Origin of the sequence: Sphaerisporangium krabiense (assembly GCF_014200435.1) — a bacterium.
Lineage (GTDB): Bacteria > Actinomycetota > Actinomycetes > Streptosporangiales > Streptosporangiaceae > Sphaerisporangium > Sphaerisporangium krabiense.
In genome coordinates this window covers 332549-348146 of record NZ_JACHBR010000001.1, presented here as the reverse complement: position 1 = coordinate 348146, position 15598 = coordinate 332549, and the positions used below count along the sequence as shown (strand labels likewise).

General features: G+C 73.2%; 16 protein-coding genes and 1 other RNA gene. 13 read left to right on the top strand and 4 right to left on the bottom strand.

What is annotated here, in order from left to right; all coding sequences use genetic code 11:
• Window positions 1–40 precede the first annotated feature (40 nt).
• Entirely contained in the window at window positions 41–232 is a 192-nt protein-coding gene (locus BJ981_RS01525) for a hypothetical protein (RefSeq protein WP_184607954.1), read from the bottom strand.
• A gap of 236 nt (window positions 233–468) precedes the next feature.
• Here BJ981_RS01525 and ftsE point away from each other — a divergent pair, with 236 nt between their 5' ends.
• The 13 genes from ftsE (at window position 469) to BJ981_RS01460 (ending at window position 13174) form a co-directional block, all read left to right on the top strand.
• A complete protein-coding gene (gene ftsE, locus BJ981_RS01520; RefSeq protein WP_114029179.1) occupies window positions 469–1158 on the top strand; it encodes a cell division ATP-binding protein FtsE in 690 nt (229 codons plus the stop codon).
• A gap of 34 nt (window positions 1159–1192) precedes the next feature.
• Window positions 1193–2101, top strand: a complete 909-nt coding sequence (gene ftsX, locus BJ981_RS01515) for a permease-like cell division protein FtsX (protein WP_184607953.1) — start codon at window positions 1193–1195, stop codon at window positions 2099–2101.
• Window positions 2102–2124: 23 nt separating this feature from the next.
• Window positions 2125–2592, top strand: coding sequence for an SsrA-binding protein SmpB (smpB, locus tag BJ981_RS01510; RefSeq protein WP_184607952.1), 468 nt, complete (start codon window positions 2125–2127; stop codon window positions 2590–2592).
• 23 nt (window positions 2593–2615) lie between these two features.
• Window positions 2616–4496, top strand: coding sequence for a penicillin-binding transpeptidase domain-containing protein (locus tag BJ981_RS01505; protein WP_184607951.1), 1881 nt, complete (start codon window positions 2616–2618; stop codon window positions 4494–4496).
• A 351-nt stretch (window positions 4497–4847) separates the two neighbouring features.
• Window positions 4848–5225: a transfer-messenger RNA gene (gene ssrA, locus BJ981_RS01500) on the top strand.
• A 385-nt stretch (window positions 5226–5610) separates the two neighbouring features.
• Complete coding sequence (locus BJ981_RS01495; protein ID WP_184607950.1) at window positions 5611–5820, top strand: hypothetical protein; 210 nt, start codon at window positions 5611–5613, stop codon at window positions 5818–5820.
• A gap of 63 nt (window positions 5821–5883) precedes the next feature.
• On the top strand, window positions 5884–6093 hold the full coding sequence (locus BJ981_RS01490) for a hypothetical protein (RefSeq protein WP_184607949.1): 210 nt from the start codon (window positions 5884–5886) through the stop codon (window positions 6091–6093).
• A 50-nt stretch (window positions 6094–6143) separates the two neighbouring features.
• Window positions 6144–6680 (top strand): MauE/DoxX family redox-associated membrane protein, encoded by a 537-nt coding sequence (locus BJ981_RS01485; protein WP_184607948.1) that lies wholly within the window; start codon window positions 6144–6146, stop codon window positions 6678–6680.
• 13 nt (window positions 6681–6693) lie between these two features.
• Entirely contained in the window at window positions 6694–7227 is a 534-nt protein-coding gene (locus BJ981_RS01480) for a TlpA family protein disulfide reductase (RefSeq protein WP_184607947.1), read from the top strand.
• A complete protein-coding gene (locus BJ981_RS01475; protein WP_184607946.1) occupies window positions 7224–9092 on the top strand; it encodes an ABC transporter ATP-binding protein in 1869 nt (622 codons plus the stop codon). The genes BJ981_RS01480 and BJ981_RS01475 overlap by 4 nt, the downstream gene beginning before the upstream one ends.
• The gene (locus tag BJ981_RS01470) at window positions 9089–9589 is read left to right on the top strand and encodes a S26 family signal peptidase (protein WP_204070154.1); all 501 of its coding nucleotides are present in this window, start codon (window positions 9089–9091) and stop codon (window positions 9587–9589) included. Before BJ981_RS01475 ends, BJ981_RS01470 begins: the two co-directional genes overlap by 4 nt.
• Window positions 9590–9626: 37 nt before the next feature.
• The gene (locus BJ981_RS01465) at window positions 9627–12395 is read left to right on the top strand and encodes an AfsR/SARP family transcriptional regulator (protein ID WP_184607945.1); all 2769 of its coding nucleotides are present in this window, start codon (window positions 9627–9629) and stop codon (window positions 12393–12395) included.
• 95 nt (window positions 12396–12490) lie between these two features.
• On the top strand, window positions 12491–13174 hold the full coding sequence (locus BJ981_RS01460; protein WP_184607944.1) for an alpha/beta fold hydrolase: 684 nt from the start codon (window positions 12491–12493) through the stop codon (window positions 13172–13174).
• Here the strand turns inward: BJ981_RS01460 and BJ981_RS01455 are convergent.
• The 3 genes from BJ981_RS01455 to BJ981_RS01445 all read right to left on the bottom strand — a co-directional run bounded on the left by BJ981_RS01455 (window position 13152) and on the right by BJ981_RS01445 (window position 15595).
• Window positions 13152–13553, bottom strand: coding sequence for a helix-turn-helix domain-containing protein (locus BJ981_RS01455; RefSeq protein ID WP_184607943.1), 402 nt, complete (start codon window positions 13551–13553; stop codon window positions 13152–13154). The genes BJ981_RS01460 and BJ981_RS01455 overlap by 23 nt on opposite strands.
• 245 nt (window positions 13554–13798) lie before the next feature.
• On the bottom strand, window positions 13799–14809 hold the full coding sequence (locus BJ981_RS01450) for a macro domain-containing protein (RefSeq protein ID WP_184607942.1): 1011 nt from the start codon (window positions 14807–14809) through the stop codon (window positions 13799–13801).
• 135 nt (window positions 14810–14944) lie between these two features.
• Window positions 14945–15595 carry an RES family NAD+ phosphorylase gene (locus BJ981_RS01445; protein WP_184607941.1) on the bottom strand — a complete coding sequence of 217 codons (651 nt, stop codon included), beginning with the start codon at window positions 15593–15595 and terminating at the stop codon, window positions 14945–14947.
• Between the last annotated feature and the right edge of the window lie 3 nt (window positions 15596–15598).

The window sequence follows — 15598 nt, the reverse complement described above, 5'->3', positions numbered from 1 at the left end:
GCGGGCGGCGCGGGGCCGTCCTCGCCGCGGGAACGCTCCGTCAGGCGCCGTACAGGTGCCTGAGCGCCAGCGTGAAGACCAGCAGCGCGACCAGCACGATCGCGATGAGCACGGGCGACAGGCCACCGAACCCATGGTGGTGCACCCTGCTCCTCGCCGCCCTGCACGCCGGGCAGCGTCCCTCGACCACGGGGCCGGCGCACTGGGCGCAGATGAGGTGTTCGCAGCTCACGGGATATCTCCCTCTCCACGGTGATCGCTTTACCAGGCCGTTAGCGAGTGTGGAATCGTTTTGTTTCCGTTATGGACGTTCCATGCCAGTGTTACCCCTAGACTGAGCCTCGGCCAACCGGAACGTCGATCAATGGTAAAGACCGGCGCCCCCCGGTCGGCGAGCAATGCGATGTGGCTCACGCGGCCACTCCCGCGACCGTCCCAACCCCTAGACTGGCATGCCGTGATGCGCCTGTGATCCATTTCGATAATGTCACCAAGGTCTACGTTAACCAGAACCGGCCCGCCCTCGACCACGTGAGCGTGGACGTCGACAAGGGTGAGTTCGTGTTCCTGGTCGGTCCTTCGGGGTCGGGGAAGTCAACCTTTCTCCGGCTGGTCCTGAAGGAGGAGCGCCCCAACTCGGGCGCCATCCATGTCGCCGGCAAGGATCTGGCGCGCCTGTCCAACTTCAAGGTGCCCCACCTACGCCGCCGCATCGGCTGTGTCTTCCAGGACTTCCGGCTGCTGCCCAACAAGAACGTCTACGAGAACGTGGCCTTCGCGCTGGAGGTCATCGGCAAGCCCCGGCGGTTCATCCGCAAGGTCGTGCCCGAGGTCGTGGAGCTGGTCGGGCTGGAGGGCAAGGCCCACCGCATGCCCGACGAGCTGTCCGGAGGCGAGCAGCAGCGCGTCGCGATGGCGCGCGCGTTCGTGAACCGTCCGATGATCCTGCTGGCGGACGAGCCGACCGGCAACATCGACCCCGCGACCAGCATCGGCATCATGAAGGTGCTCGACCGGATCAACCGGACCGGCACCACCGTCGTCATGGCCACCCATGACGCCGCCATCGTCGACTCCATGCGCAAGCGCGTGGTCGAGCTGGAGGACGGCAAGATCGTCCGCGATCAGTCGCGCGGCGTCTACGGCCAGGCGTACTGATCACCAAGCGAGAGCAACAGGGGACACCCAAAGCATGCGGGCAAACTTCATCTTCTCTGAGGTCTGGATCGGCCTGCGCCGAAACCTCACGATGACCATCGCCGTCATCGTGACCGTGGCCATCGGAATGGCGCTGCTCGGCATTGGGCTGATGATCAACGCGCAGGTCGGGAACATGAGCACCTTCTGGACCGACAAGGTCCAGCTCTCGGCGTACTTGTGCAAGAAGAACGACCCGTTCGAGGCGTGCAAGGGGCGCGGCGCCGTCAGCGAGCAGGAGAAGCAGGCGCTGCAGGCCCGGATCAAGGGAATGCCGCAGGTGGAGACCGTCTTCTTCGAGGGCCAGCAGAAGGCCTACGAGAACTGGAAGGCCACCTTCAGCAGCAACAACGTCCTCCTCTCCGCGGTCAAGCCCGAGGACATGCCGGAGTCCTTCCGCGTCAAGCTCAAGGACCCCAACGACTACAAGGCCGTCGTGGACGCGCTCAGCGGCGCGCCCGGCGTGTCCAACGTGGTCAACGACCAGGAACTGCTGGACAAGTTCTTCGGGCTCATGGGCAAGCTGCGCTGGGCCGCGCTCGTCGTGGCGATGATCCAGGTGTTCGCGGCGATCCTGCTGATCGGCAACACCGTGCGATTGTCGGCCTACAACCGCAGACGCGAGACCGGCATCATGCGCCTGGTCGGCGCCTCCAACCTCTACATCCAGCTGCCGTTCGTCATGGAGGGGACGATCGCCGGCCTGGTGGGCGGCGTGATCTCGGCGGTCCTGCTGATGTTCGCCAAGATCGTGCTGTTCGACGGCATGAAACAGTACTTCGTGCTGTCCACCCAGCTAAGCTGGAGCGACGTCGCCCAGGTGATCACGCTGACGACCGTGGTGGGCGTCCTGATCTGTATCCTGGCCTCGTTCTTCATGCTCCGGCGATACCTGCGGGTGTGACGGGCCCCGGTAGGCTCGCAGCTATGCCACGTGAGACCGGGCGGAAGCTCATCGCCCAGAACAAGCGTGCCCGGCACGACTACCACATCGAGGACACCTACGAGGCCGGGCTCGTCCTCATGGGGACGGAGGTCAAGTCCCTGCGCGAGGGCCGCGCGAGCCTCGCGGACGGCTTCGCCCAGGTGAAGGACGACGAGGTGTGGCTGATGAACGTCCACATCCCCGAGTACCACATGGGCACGTGGACCAACCACGCCGCGCGCCGCCCGCGCAAGCTGCTGCTCCACAGGAAAGAGATCGGCAAGATCATCGGCAAGACGAAGGAGTCGGGTCTGACGCTGGTCCCCCTCGCCCTGTACTTCAAGGACGGCAAGGCGAAGATCGAGATCGGCATCGCCCGGGGCAAGAAGACCTGGGACAAGCGCCACGACCTCGCCGAGAAGCAGGCGAACCGCGAGATGGCCCGCGCCCTGCGGCACCGCAACCGGTGACGCGCGGGAGCCGTGGCGTGCGCATGAGAAGAACGTTGTCGACGGGGCTGGCGTTCGCCGTGCTCGTCCCCACGGCGTCCGCCTGCTTCGCCGAGCCGTCGCCGCACGACGCCGTCAGCGAGTTCCTCGTCGGCTGGCAGACCGGCCACTACGCCGACGCGGCCGGTCGCACCGACGGCGACCCCAAGGTCGTCGGCAAGGCCCTGGAGGACGCCGGCCTGCAGCTCGACGCCGCGTCGATCCGCTTCTCGCTCAAAGGCCTGACCATGGACGGCGACTCGGCCGTCGCCGACTTCCGCACCCAGGTCGACCTCGGCGACAACAACCCCCTGTGGGAGTACGACAACAAGCTGCCGCTGCACCTGGTGGACGGCAGGTGGAAGGTCCGCTGGTCGCCGAGCGTCATCCACCCCGAGCTGCGCCAGGGCCAGCGCTTCGCCGTCGAGGTCTCCACCGAGGGCCGCCAGCCCATCGAGGACCGCAACGGCGACCCCCTCCAGCGGGAGGCCACGCTCTATGTCGCCGGCGTCTACCCGGCCCGGGTGAAGGACCCCGTCGGCGTCTGCGAGCGGCTCTACCACCTGACCGGCTTCGCCCAGGACCGCCTGCTCAGCCGCATCAGGTCCGCCCCGCCGCAGGACTTCGTGCCGCTGGTCACCTTCGGCGGGCGCAAGTACGCCCAGCTGCTCGACCAGCTGAACGAGATTCCCGACCTGAAGATCGACAAGAAGTCGCAGCCGGTCGCCCCCGCCGAGCCCGCCGACATCATCGGCAAGGTCGGCGCGATCACCCCGGAGACCGAGCAGCAGCTCGGCGGCCCGCAGCGGGCCGGCGACACCGTGGGCCAGGGCGGGCTGCAGAAGGCCTACCAGGACCAGCTCACCGGCTCCACCGGCACCAAGGTCATCACCTACGACCTCAAGACCAGCGAGCCGGTCGCCGAGCTGGCCAAGTGGGAGGGCAGGACGGCGACGACGTCAGTGAAGACCACGATCGACAAGGGCGTGCAGCACGCGGCCGACCTCGCCGTCAGCGGCACCGCGCCCGCCACGCTGGTCGCGGTCAAGGCGTCCACCGGCGAGATCCTCGCCGTCGGCGCCCACGAGATGGACCAGCAGCGCGACGGGCTCGCCGGGAAGTTCCCGCCCGGCAGCACCTTCTCGATCATCGCGCTGGAGGCGCTGCTGCGGGCCGGGGCGGACCTGCGGCAGAAGGTGCCGTGCCCGGCCGACCGCACGGTCGGCGGCGCGCGGTTCCAGCAGGCGTCGGTTCCCACCGGCGGCTCGCTCACCATCAGGGCCGGGTTCGCCCAGGGGTGCGTGACCGCGCTGGCGTCCCTGGCGCGCCGGGTGGACGCCGCCGAGCTGGCCCAGACCGCCTCGCGGTTCGGCGTCGGCGTCGGCTGGTCGCTGCCGCTGCGGTCCTTCAGCGGCACGGTGCCGCAGGCCGCCGGCGACGCCGCCAAGGCCAAGATCATCGCTGGGCAGACGGTGCGGGTCAGCCCGCTGACGATGGCCCTGGTCGCCGCCGCCGTGAAGTCCGGCACCTGGCGGCCGCCCACGCTGGTCACCGCCCCCGCCGCCCCCGACGCCGCCGCCCAGACCCCGCCGCCCCCGAAGCCGAGCCCCATGGCGCTGGACACGGCCACCCTGGACGACCTGCGCGGGCTCATGCGCGCGGGCGTCGCCTCGGGGTCGTCGGCCGCCGCCGCCGCGCCGGGGGAGGACGTCTACGGCGTCTCGTCCGGCGTCACCTACCTCTACAAGAAGCGGCCGAGGCCGCTGTCGTGGTTCGTCGGGTGGCAGGGGGACGTCGCGGTCGCCGTGGTGACCGAGGCCACCGATCCGGGCGCGTCCGCCAAGATCGCCGGGCAGTTCTTCCGCGGGACGGCCACGGCGTCGTAGGTCCTCGCGGAGGGGGCCCGGCGACCCGCGGAAAAATGTCGCGGACGCGAGCAACCATCCGGGCCCTGTCCTGCGTCTTCCTGAGTGACTGGGCACCGCTTGGGGGTTGCGGACTCAGTCGCCGTGATGAGACCAGGGCTTCATCTCGGGGGAAGCCCTGCCGTCCGGACCGGCTCGACCCTGCCGGTCGGCCCCCGGGGGCGTGCGCCACGTGCCACGTCTCCGGGGGTTTCGGCATGCCCGGCGGCCCGCGGGGCCGCCGGTGCCGCAGGGGAATCAAGTTGACGCCCAGGGTGTTGTCTAGAGTATCTTCGAGGTAGCCGGGCCCGCAGGGGCCTGGCTGCCACTCCAGGGGGTGACCGGTTTCGACTTCGACATGTCACGCCAGGGGAAGCGGGTCGAGGACTGCGGACATAACCTCGTTAACACTGTGACCGCACACAATAAGTGCCAATAACACGCGCACTCAGGGCCAGCTGGCCCTCGCCGCCTGAGCGAGGACCTCGCCCTTGTCAGCCCGGGATCGCCTCCGGCCCGGGATCTGGCATCGCTAGGAGGCTAAACCGATCGACCCGGTCACGGGGTCGGTAGGGAAACCAAACAGTGACTGGGCCCGTCGGTGACTCGCCTGCGTGATCACCGGGGCCGAGAAAATCACAGCAGGCTGCGCCCGGAGAAGCCCTGACGCGGTGCCGAAGGACGCGGGTTCGATTCCCGCCACCTCCACCCGAACGGCCTTTCCGAACCAGCCCCTTCCAGGGCGGTTCGGAAGATGTCGGCCACAGCGGCGGTACTCCCCGATCGGGGGGTACCGCCGCTTTTCGTTGTCCCGGTCGCCTGCCACCGTGGCGCGACACCGCCGGCCAGGTGACCGCTTCGGCAACCGCTCGACCGCCCGGCCGCCGCATGCTCCACCCCGTCCCGGTCCGGGGCGATCGGCTCCGCCCGGTCCGGCGACGCCCTGATCGCGATGCTGACCGGCACGCCAAGGATTCGACAAGCGGAGAACAAGGCGTGCGATGAAGGCTTGTCCCCGGTCGGCTCGGCCGGGAGGGCCGACCGGAACGGCGCGTCCGAATGTCCACCCCGGCATCGATGGGAACGGAGGAAGGTCGTGACGAAGCTACTCGACCGCATCCTGGGCGCCTTCGCCGCCGGCGGTGAGGCGAGCGCGGGCTGCGCGCCGGACTCGTGGACCGAGTACACCTGCACGCAGCACACCGGCTGGTCCGCGCGCTGCAAGCGCGACTGCCAGATCAGCCAGGGCTGCGTGGTCCGCTGCGGGTCGGAGTACGGCTGCGGGTGCTCGCTGAACCCCTGCTGACCGGTACCGCACATCGACCGGCGCCGGGACGGACCCGGCGCCCCCACCGAACGGAGAGATGAGATGACCAAGGTCCTCGACCGCCTGCTGGGGCTCGGCGCCGCCCGCGCCGACGCCTCGGCCGTCTGCCCGAAGGAAAGCTGGACCGAGTGCAAGGCCGACCAGATCGGCCCGAACAGCTGGAACCGCTGCACCCGCGTCGCGACCCAGTCGGGCAACTGCACGATCACCTACACGTCGTGGACGTGCCGCTGCGAGACCTTCGCCTGCTGATCCCGCCGGCCGATCGGCCCTGACGACCTGTGAGGTCCCGCATGTGGTTCGTGCTCGTGACGGTTCGCCTGCTGCTCGGCTGCGTCCTGCTCGTTGCGGGGGTGAGCAAGGTGCGGTCCGCGTCCGCACGGCGGGACTTCGCCGCGTCGATCCGGGATCTCGGCCTCGCCCGTGGCCGGACCGCGACGGTCCTCGGGACGGGGGTGGCCATGGCCGAGGTGGGGGTGGCGGCGCTGCTCGTCATCCCCGCCCCGGACGGCGCGCGCCACGGGATCGGTCCCGCGGCCGCCGCGGTGCTGCTGTCGGCGTTCACCGCCGTCGTGTGGCGGGCGCTGCGCCGCGGCGCCCCGGCGTCGTGCCGGTGCTTCGGCTCGGGCGGCGGGGCGTTCCGGCGGGACCACCTCTGGCGGAACATCCTGCTCTGCCTGCTGGCCGTCGGTGCGCTGGCCGCCGAGCTGGCCCCGGCCACCCCGCCCGTGACGCTCGACGGCTGGCTGTGCGCCGCCTTCGCGGCCGTCGTCGGCGCCGGGCTCGCCCTCCCCGTCATCCACTGGGACGACGCCCGCCTCCTCGCCGGGCGTGCCTGAAACGGAGTCTGCCATGCTGACCGGACTGCTCGTCGCCGTCGTCGTGCTCGCCTTGGCGTGCGCGCTCAACCTCGCCCTCGTGCTCCGGCTGGCGAGGATCGTCCGCGAACGGCCCGCCGCGCCCACGCCCGGCGCCAGCCTGCCGGAGATCGGCGCGGCACTGCCCGCGTTCACCGCTCGGACGGACGGCGGGCGGGCGGTGTCGTCGGAGGATCTGGCCACGGGTACCGCGCTGGTCGCGTTCCTGTCGGCCACCTGCGGCCCGTGCCACGAGAGCCTGCCGCAGTTGCGGGAGACCGCGCTCGCCCTGCGCGAGACCGGGGCCCACGCGGTCGCCGTCGTGTCGGCGCCGGTCGCGGCCGGCGCGGACGACATGGTGCGGGCGCTGGGCGACGGCTGCGAAACGATCATGGCGGAGGGATACAGCGACGCCCGCTTCGCCCCGTTCGGCGTGTCCGCCTATCCGACGTTCCTGCTGTACGAGCAGGGCCGGCTCGTCGCCGCCACGCACATGCTCGGGGACCTGCGTCTTCCCGTACCGGCATGACCGGTCCGGGCGGAACCGCGGACGCCGCCACCGCGACGGCGGGGTGGCCCGGCGGACGCGAGATCGGCCGTCGCGCCGCGGCGGCGTTGCGCCTGAGCTGGCGCGCCAGCCGGTGGCTCACGGCGGCCGAGTTCGCCAGCGCGGCCGTACACGGCGGGGCCGCGGTCCTGGTGGCCTGGTCGACCAAGCTCCTCATCGACCGGCTCGCCCACGGCCGGTTCGAGGCCGCCGGGTGGCTCGCCGCCGCCGTCGCGGTGACCGCCGTCGCGGTGACCGTTCTCGGGCAACTCGACCAGTACGTCACGCCGGTGCTGCGCCGCGCGATCGCCACCGAGGTCCAGCGCACGCTGTTCGGCAAGGTCAACTCCTTCGTCGGGCTGGCCCCGCTGGAGAACCCGCGGCTCTACGACCGCCTGCGGCTGGCGCAGCAGGCCGGCGAGGCGGCGCCGCAGCAGACCACCGGCGGGCTGGCCGGCGCGGCCGGTGGCCTGGTCCAGCTCGCCGGGTTCGTCACCGCCCTGTACCTGCTGTGGCCCCCGATGGTGGTGGCGACCCTGCTCGCCGCGATACCGGTCGTGGTGGCCGACCTGCGCCTGGCCGGCGGCCGGGCCGGCATGTACATGGCGACCTCGCCCGGCTACCGGCGGCGGCTCTTCTACCAGATGCTGCTCACCGACCGGGCGGCCGCGATGGAGGGCCGGCTGTTCGGCACCACCCGGTTCCTGTACGGCCGGATGGTGGCCGCGATGCGCGACACCACCCGCACCGAGAACGCCTTCGACGCGCGCGTGTTCCGGCTGCGGGCCGGCTCCGCGCTGCTGGGCGGCGCCGTCACCGGTGGCGGGCTGGTCCTGGCCGTGCATCGGGCCGCGGCCGGGCACCTGACACCGGGTGACGTGGTCCTGTTCGTCGCGGCGGTCGCCGGGGTGCAGGCCGCGCTGCTCGGCGTCGCCTCCCGGGTCACCGCCGCGTACGAGGCGCTGCTCGTGTTCGGCAACTACCGGGAGGTGATGGCCACGCCGCGGGACCTGCCGGTCGGCGACGGGCGCCCGGGCCCGCTGCGCGACGGCATCGAGTTCCGGGACGTGTGGTTCCGCTACGACGGCGGGCCGTGGGTGCTGCGCGGGGTGTCGTTCACCGTGCCGTTCGGCAGCGCCGTCGGCCTGGTCGGTGAGAACGGCGCCGGCAAGAGCACGGTGGTGAAGCTGCTGTGCCGGTTCTACGACCCGCAGCGCGGCCAGATCCTCTGGGACGGCGTGGACCTGCGCGACCTGCGGCCCGAGACGCTCCGGGCCCGGTTCGGCGCGGTCTTCCAGGACTTCTTCCGCTACGACCTGACCGCGGCGGAGAACATCGGCCTCGGCGACCCGGACGCCATGCACGACCGCCCGCGCGTGGCGGAGGCCGCGCTGCTGGCCGGCGCCGACGCGTTCCTGCGCGACCTGCCCGCCGGCTACGACACCATGCTCAGCCGGGTGTTCTTCGCCAACGAGCGCGACGGCGAGGGCGCCGGGACGATCCTGTCCGGCGGGCAGTGGCAGCGGGTCGCGCTGGCCCGGTCGGTGATGCGCACCGACGCCGACCTGCTCATCCTGGACGAGCCCAGTTCCGGCCTGGACGCCCGGGCCGAGCACGAGGTGCACGCGGCCCTGCGGGCGTACCGGCGGGGCCGGACCAGCCTGCTCATCTCGCACCGCCTGGGCACCCTGCGCGACGCCGACCGCATCGTCGTCCTGGCCGGCGGGCGGGTGGTCGAGTGCGGCGACCACGACGGGCTGATCCGCCGCGGTGGGACGTACGCCGGGCTGTTCGCCCTGCAGGCGGACGGATACCGCGACCGGTCCTCGGCGGAGGTGGACGCGTGAGCGCCGCCGCCGTGGCCGTGGCGGGTGCGCTGCCGTGTGCCGCGCTGCTGCTGTGCGCCGCCCGGGCGCGGCTCGTTCAGGTCCGGGTGTCCGGCGGCAGCATGGCGCCGACGCTGGCGCCCGGGGACCGGATCCTCATGGTCCGCCGCGCCGTGCGCCCCGGGGACCGTGGCGCGGTGGTCCTGCTCAAGCCGCCGCCGGGCGCGACCCGCGGCCCCGGCCTCGGACCCTGGCGGGTCAAGCGCCTCGTCGCGCTCGCCGGCGACCCGGTGCCGGAGGCCGTCCGCGCGGCGCACGGCCTGCCGGAGGGCAGCACGGTACCCCCGGGCGAGGTGGTGGTCCTCGGGGACAACCCGCGCAGCGAGGACAGCCGGCGGTGGCGGCGGGTGCCGGCCGGGCTCGTCATCGCCGTCGCCCGGAACTCACCCGCGCCGCCGGATCCTCGACTTCCGGCGACCGGCGCCGGTTATCCTTCCCCCGGGGGTCGACCGGGGTGAGTGCCGCCATGCCCCGGCGTACGGGGAGGGATGGCACTTGGAAGTACGACTGCTCGGGCCGGTGGAACTCTGGACGGACGCAGGGCCGCTGGACGCCGGGCCGCCACGCCAGCGCGCGGTGCTGGCCGCCCTGGCGCTGGACGCCGGCCGGCCGGTGCTCGCCGACGTCCTCATCGACCGGGTCTGGGGCGAGGCGGCGCCACCACGGGCCCGGCAGGCGCTGCACTCGTACATCACCCGGATCCGCCGGGCCCTGGCCGATCCGGACGCCGGCACCGCGCCCAGGCTGCCCTTCCGTTCCGGCGGGTACGTGCTCGAATGCGACCGCGACCGGGTCGACGTGCACCGCTTCCGCGCGCTGGCCGGCGGCCCGCCCGAGCGCCGCGCGGATCGATTACGGCAGGCCCTGGACCTGTGGCGCGGAACGCCCCTGGCGGACGTGGCAGGTCCGTGGGCGGCCCGGGTCCGCGAGGGACTGCACCGCGAACACGTCGACGCCGTGCTCGCCTGGGCCGAGACGGAACTGCACGCGGGCAACGCGGCGGTGACCGTACCGGCGCTGAGCGACCTGGCCGACCAGCACCCGCTGTGCGAGCCCGTCACCGCGCTGCTCATGCGGGCCCTGCACGCCGTCGGGCGCGGCGCCGACGCTCTGCACCGGTACGCCGCGATCGCCCAGCGGCTCGCCGAGGAACTGGGCGCCGACCCGGCCCCCCAACTCCAGGCGGTTCACCGGGCGATCCTGCGCGGCGAGATGGACCACCGGCCCGCGCCGGAGCCGCCCGCGCCGGCCGCCGCTTCGGCCGCCGTGCCGGCCCTGCTGCCCCCGGACGCCTACGGGTTCATCGGCCGGCGGGCGCAGCTCGACCACCTTGACGCGGTGCTGACCAGGGCCGCCGATCAGCCGACGGCGACGGCAGTGGCGCTGGTCACCGGCCCGGCCGGGGTGGGCAAGACCGCCCTGGCGGTCCACTGGGCACATCGGGTGCGCGACCGGTTCCCCGACGGGCAGCTCGCGATCGACCTGCGCGGTTTCGCGCCGGGCGGACCGGCGGTCACGCCCGCCGAGGCGGTGCGCCGCTTCCTCGACGCGCTGAACGTCCCGCGGCGCCGCGTCCCTGCCGCCCTCGATGCCCAGCTCGACCTGTACCGCACCGAACTGGCGCGCCGGCGCGTCCTGGTGCTGCTGGACAACGCGCGCGACGAGGCGCAGGTGCGCCCGCTGCTGCCTGGCGGCCCCGGTTCGGCGGTCGTCCTGACCAGCCGCCACCGGCTGCCCGGACTGGTCGCCGCGCACGGCGCCGAGCCGGTCATCGTGGACCTGCTCAGCGCGCCGGAGAGCCGCGACCTGCTCACCCGCCGCGTGGGCGCGAACCGCGCCGGCGCCGAGCCGGGCGCGGTCGACCGGATCGTGCGGCGGTGCGCCCGCCTGCCGCTCGCCCTGTCGATCGTGGCGGCCCGGGCGGCGCACCTTCCCGACTTCCCGCTGTCGGTGTTCGCCGATGAGCTGGACGGGCTGGACGCCGGACTGGACCCGCTGTCCGGTGAGGACGCCGTCACGGACGTGCGGGCGGTCTTCTCCTCCTCGTACCGGGCCCTGGACCCCGAGGCGGCCGGGCTGTTCCGCCTGCTCGGCGTGTGGCCCGGGCCGGAGCTGACCGTCGCGGCGGCGGCGAGCCTCACGGCGTTGCCGCGGGACCGGGCCAGGCGCCTGGTCGCCACGCTCGCCCAGGCCCACCTGCTGACCGAGCACGCCGCCGGGCGGTACGCGATGCACGACCTGCTCGCCGCGTACGCCACCGAACTGGCGCGGCGCCACCTGTCCGCCGAGGAGCGGCAGGCGGCGCGGTGCCGCGTGCTGGACCATTACCTGCACACCGCGTACGCCGCCGCGGCCGTGCTCAACCCGCACCGCGAGCAGGTCCCCATCGGACCCCCCGAGCCGGGCAGCGTGGCGGAGGAGATCACGGGGATCGACGCCGCGTTCGCCTGGTTCACCGCCGCCTACCCCGCGCTCGCCGCCGCGGTGGGCCGGGCGGCCGCGGCGGGCCTGGACGGCCGCGTCGTCCCCCTGGCCCGGGCCGTGGAGATCTTCCTGCACCGTCGCGGACGCTGGCCCGAGCAGCTCGACGTGCAGCGTGCCGGATTGGGGGCCGCGCAGCGCCTCGGCGACCTCGGCGCGCAGAGCCGCGCCCACATGGCGCTCGGCCTCGTCCACACGGCGCTGGGCGACTACGACGAGGCGACGGACGACTACGAGCGGGCGGTGGCCTTCTTCGCCCGGTCGGGCGACGGCATGGGCCAGGTCAACGCCCATCGCGGCATGTCGTGGCTCTGCGAACGCGCCGGCCGGCCGGCCGACGCGCTGAACCACGCCCTCCGGGCGGTGGAGGTGGCGCAGGCGTACGAATTCGACGACGGCCAGGCCGAGGCGCTGAACCAGGTCGGCTGGTGCGCGGCCATGATGGGCGACCACGAGCGGGCCGTGGCGTACTGCGAGCGGGCGCTGGAGCTCAACCAGCGCATCGGGAACGTCTCGGGCGAGTCGAACGCCTGGGACAGCATCGGCTACGCCTTTCACCACCTGGGCCGGCACGCCGAAGCGGTGCCGCGCTTCGAGCGGGCGCTCGCGCTGACCCGCCGGCTGGGCGCCCGGCTGGACGAGGCCGAGGTCCTCGACCACCTCGGCGACGCGTACGCGGCACTCAACCGGTCCACGGAGGCGCGGGCCGCCTGGCGGCAGGCGCTGGCGATCCTCGACGAGTGGGCGGACCCGGACGCGGCCCGGGTGCGCGCCAAGCTGTAGCACCGCGTGGCGGGGCCTGCGTGTTCTCCGGGGCGGTTTTCCTCTTGGCGCGAACGCGCTCCGGCGGGGCGGGGGCGGCGCTTACGGTGGTGGGCATGGGGGATCTTCGGTTCGCGCTCGTCAACGGGGTCAGGCTCGCGTATCGGACGGAGGGTGATCCGGCGGCGCCTCCGCTGGTGCTGCTGCCGGGCCGGGGATACGACCACACCGACTGGGACGGGGTGATCGGCCCCCTGGCGGAGTCCTTCCGGGTGCACGCGCTGAGCCTGCGCGGACACGGCCGCAGCGACCGGCCCGGCAGGTACGCGCTGACCTCGATGCGCGACGACGTGGTGGGCCTGCTCGACGTTCTCGGCCTGGAGCGGGCGTCGCTGGCAGGGCATTCGCTCGGCGGGTTCGTCGCCTACCTGGTCGCGCAGGAGTACCCGGACCGGGTCGAGCGCCTGGTCCTGGAGGACGTGCCGCTGCCCGTCCCGGCCGGCGTGGCGGTCCCGCCGCGTCCGGAGGAGCCGCCGGACTTCGACTGGGCCATGGTCGAGCAGACGACCCGGCAGCGCAACGACCCCGACCCGGCCTGGCTGGAAGGGCTGGCGAAGATCACCGCGCCGACGCTCGTGCTCGCGGGCGGCCCGTCGAGCCACCTGCCGCAGGAGCAGGTCGCCGAGCTCGCCGCCCGCGTCCCCGGCGCCGAGCTGGTCACGATCGACGCGGGGCACGAGATCCACGGCACCCGTCCGGCGGAGTTCCTCACCGCCGTCACGGCCTTCCTCCGCCGCTGACGGGCGGGCCGCCGGGGCAGAGCTCGATCCTGTCCCGCAGCACGGCCTCCAGCTCGGCCTCGGCGCGTTCGGCGCGGACCCGAAGCTGGTCCAGCTGGCGCCTGAGCTGCTCACGCGTCGGGTTCGTCGCCGTGACGTCGGCCACGCGGCGGCGCGCCGCGACCCACGGCTCCTTCCGCTGGCCGCACGCGGTCACGAACGCGACCAGGGTGCCGGTACGGGGCAGCTCGGTCGCCCCGCTGACGATGGCGTGCACGGTGGCCGGGCTGAGCCCGGCGGCCTCGGCCAGGCGGCGATGGCTCCAGCGTCCCTCCTTGAACAGCGCGCGTAACTGCTGGGACAGCTCTTTCGACGTCTTGATGCGGTCGGGGTCGATCACGGCCGATCGCGCCTCACCGCTGGGCGCGGCCGATGCCGCCCCGCGCCGCGTTCGCCTGGCCGGCCTGCCTGTGACGGGACATGCGGTGCTCCTGTTCGACGTCCGGTGCGTTCCTCACGCTTACGAACGTACGAATCCACCAGGTGGCCCGGCGATCCCGCCAACGGGAGACCCCGGGTACAGCAGGCTCTACCGCGCACCGCGCGTACGGGTCCGCGCTCCGTCGCGCCGCGTGCCCGGCCTGGTCAGGAGGCCGGGACGGCGCCCGCGGCGCGCAGACCGCGCAGGGCGGCGTTCGTGCCGCGTTCGCTGCGCGTGACGATGTGCAGCTCGCAGGCCCACGGCGCCTCGTGCGCCAGCGCGCCCCACAGGTAGGCGAACGCCGTCTCCGGGTCGAGCCCGGCCCGGCCCGCGCCGAACATGGGCAGGCACACCGACGCCATCCCCTCGTGCGCGGCCAGCCGGAAGATGCCGTGCACGGCGCGGTCCACGGCGGCGGGCTCCACCGAATAGTCGTTGCTCCCCGGCAGCGGCACGGCGATGGCCGCGTGGTAGAGGCGGCGCACGCCGTGCCTGCGCAGCTCGCCCGGTGAGGTCGGGACCACGGTCCCCGCCGTCACCCTGCCGCCCTCGCGGCCGTGGGCCCGCATCCACGCGCGCAGCTCACGGGGCAGGACGTCGTCCACCACGTCGCCGACGTCGTCGCGGGCCGCCGCCGCGGCGCGCAGCGACGCCGACAGCGAGGACTTGAACGACTTGGACATCTCCAGGTAGACGTTCTCCGAGGAGGCGATCGCGGCCACGTCCTTGAGCGTCTCGACCGGGCGGCGGTGCAGCGTGAGGGCCGCGCCGCCGACCTGCAGCCGCAGGCTGGAGCCCATGGGCAGCTCGGCCGGCCGCGCGGCCCCGAGCATGGCGCGTATCCGGGCGGCGACGTTCTCCAGGATCAGCAGCTCCTGCTCCTTGCGGAAGCGTTCGACCGAGAGCCGGTAGACCTTGGCGGCGTGCTTGCGACGCTCGGAGGCCGGCCAGTCGCGCGTGCCCGGCGCGGTGCCGAGCGTGTAGGCGGTGGCGTGGGCCAGGTCGCCGTCGAGCCGGGCCACGACGCGTTCCAGCAGCACGTCCACCGGCAGGCCGAGGGAGTCGGCGGCGCCGGCCAGCTCGGGGTAGGGCCTGCGGTGCAGGCGCAGCAGGCCCTGCTCGCGCAACACGCGCAGCTCGGTCACGAGAGGGTCGGGTCGGTGTGGGTGCGCCACGACGCCATCGTGACACCATCCGGGCGGAGAACACCCGTGATGCGCCCGATTGGTAGCCCGCCACCGCCCGGAGGGCTCGGCTCCATCGGACGCATGAGGCTCGCCCGGCTGCGCGCCGCCCTGCGCGGCGGAGGATCACCAGGCCGGGCCGGGGCGGTTCACCGAGGTGCGGAACTGGCGCAGGTGCTCGTTGAGCCAGTCGAGGCCGGGGCCGCTGTCCAGGTCGACCGCGGGGAGGGAGGCGGGTTCCAGGGCTGCGCCCCTGTCGGCGAACAGGACGACGCTGCGGTTGACGAGGTTGCGGCGCGTCGTCCACATCATCCCGGCGGCGAGCCCGTCCTGGGCGCGCAGCCAGGACGCCCAGCGCCGGGTCTTGTCGAACTCGCTCTCCGCGCAGTAGATCAGCCAGTCGTCCTGGCAGACGGCGCCCAGCGCCGCGCCCCGGACCAGGTCGATGAGCCGCAGCTCCGCGGTGACGCGCACGGCCGACAGCCGCCGGCCCCGCACGGCGTCGTACGGCACGAACCTGTGGCCGGTGCGTCCGTACGGCAGGCCGCGCATCAGCACCTCGGCCACCGCGGTGACCTCGTCGGAGGCCAGGTACAGGGTGCCGTACGGGTCGTCGTCGCCGCCGTCGAAGCGGCCTAAGGCGTACTCGCGCCGGTAGGGCTTGAACGCCTCGGCCGGCCGATGCCGGGAATGCACCCGCCACAGCACCGACCCGGCGGGGAGCAGGAGGGCGTGGGGGTGTCCGTCGTAGTCGACGGGCGGGTCGTGTCGTCCCATCTC

What these genes read in the sequence shown, in the direction of transcription:
- ftsX (WP_184607953.1), top strand. Translation starts at nt 1,193, where the DNA reads ATGCGGGCAAACTTCATCTTCTCTGAGGTCTGGATCGGCCTGCGCCGA.
- smpB (WP_184607952.1), top strand. Translation starts at nt 2,125, where the DNA reads ATGCCACGTGAGACCGGGCGGAAGCTCATCGCCCAGAACAAGCGTGCC.
- BJ981_RS01505 (WP_184607951.1), top strand. Translation starts at nt 2,616, where the DNA reads ATGAGAAGAACGTTGTCGACGGGGCTGGCGTTCGCCGTGCTCGTCCCC.
- BJ981_RS01490 (WP_184607949.1), top strand. Translation starts at nt 5,884, where the DNA reads ATGACCAAGGTCCTCGACCGCCTGCTGGGGCTCGGCGCCGCCCGCGCC.
- BJ981_RS01480 (WP_184607947.1), top strand. Translation starts at nt 6,694, where the DNA reads ATGCTGACCGGACTGCTCGTCGCCGTCGTCGTGCTCGCCTTGGCGTGC.
- BJ981_RS01475 (WP_184607946.1), top strand. Translation starts at nt 7,224, where the DNA reads ATGACCGGTCCGGGCGGAACCGCGGACGCCGCCACCGCGACGGCGGGG.
- BJ981_RS01460 (WP_184607944.1), top strand. Translation starts at nt 12,491, where the DNA reads ATGGGGGATCTTCGGTTCGCGCTCGTCAACGGGGTCAGGCTCGCGTAT.
- BJ981_RS01445 (WP_184607941.1), bottom strand. Translation starts at nt 15,595, where the DNA reads ATGGGACGACACGACCCGCCCGTCGACTACGACGGACACCCCCACGCC.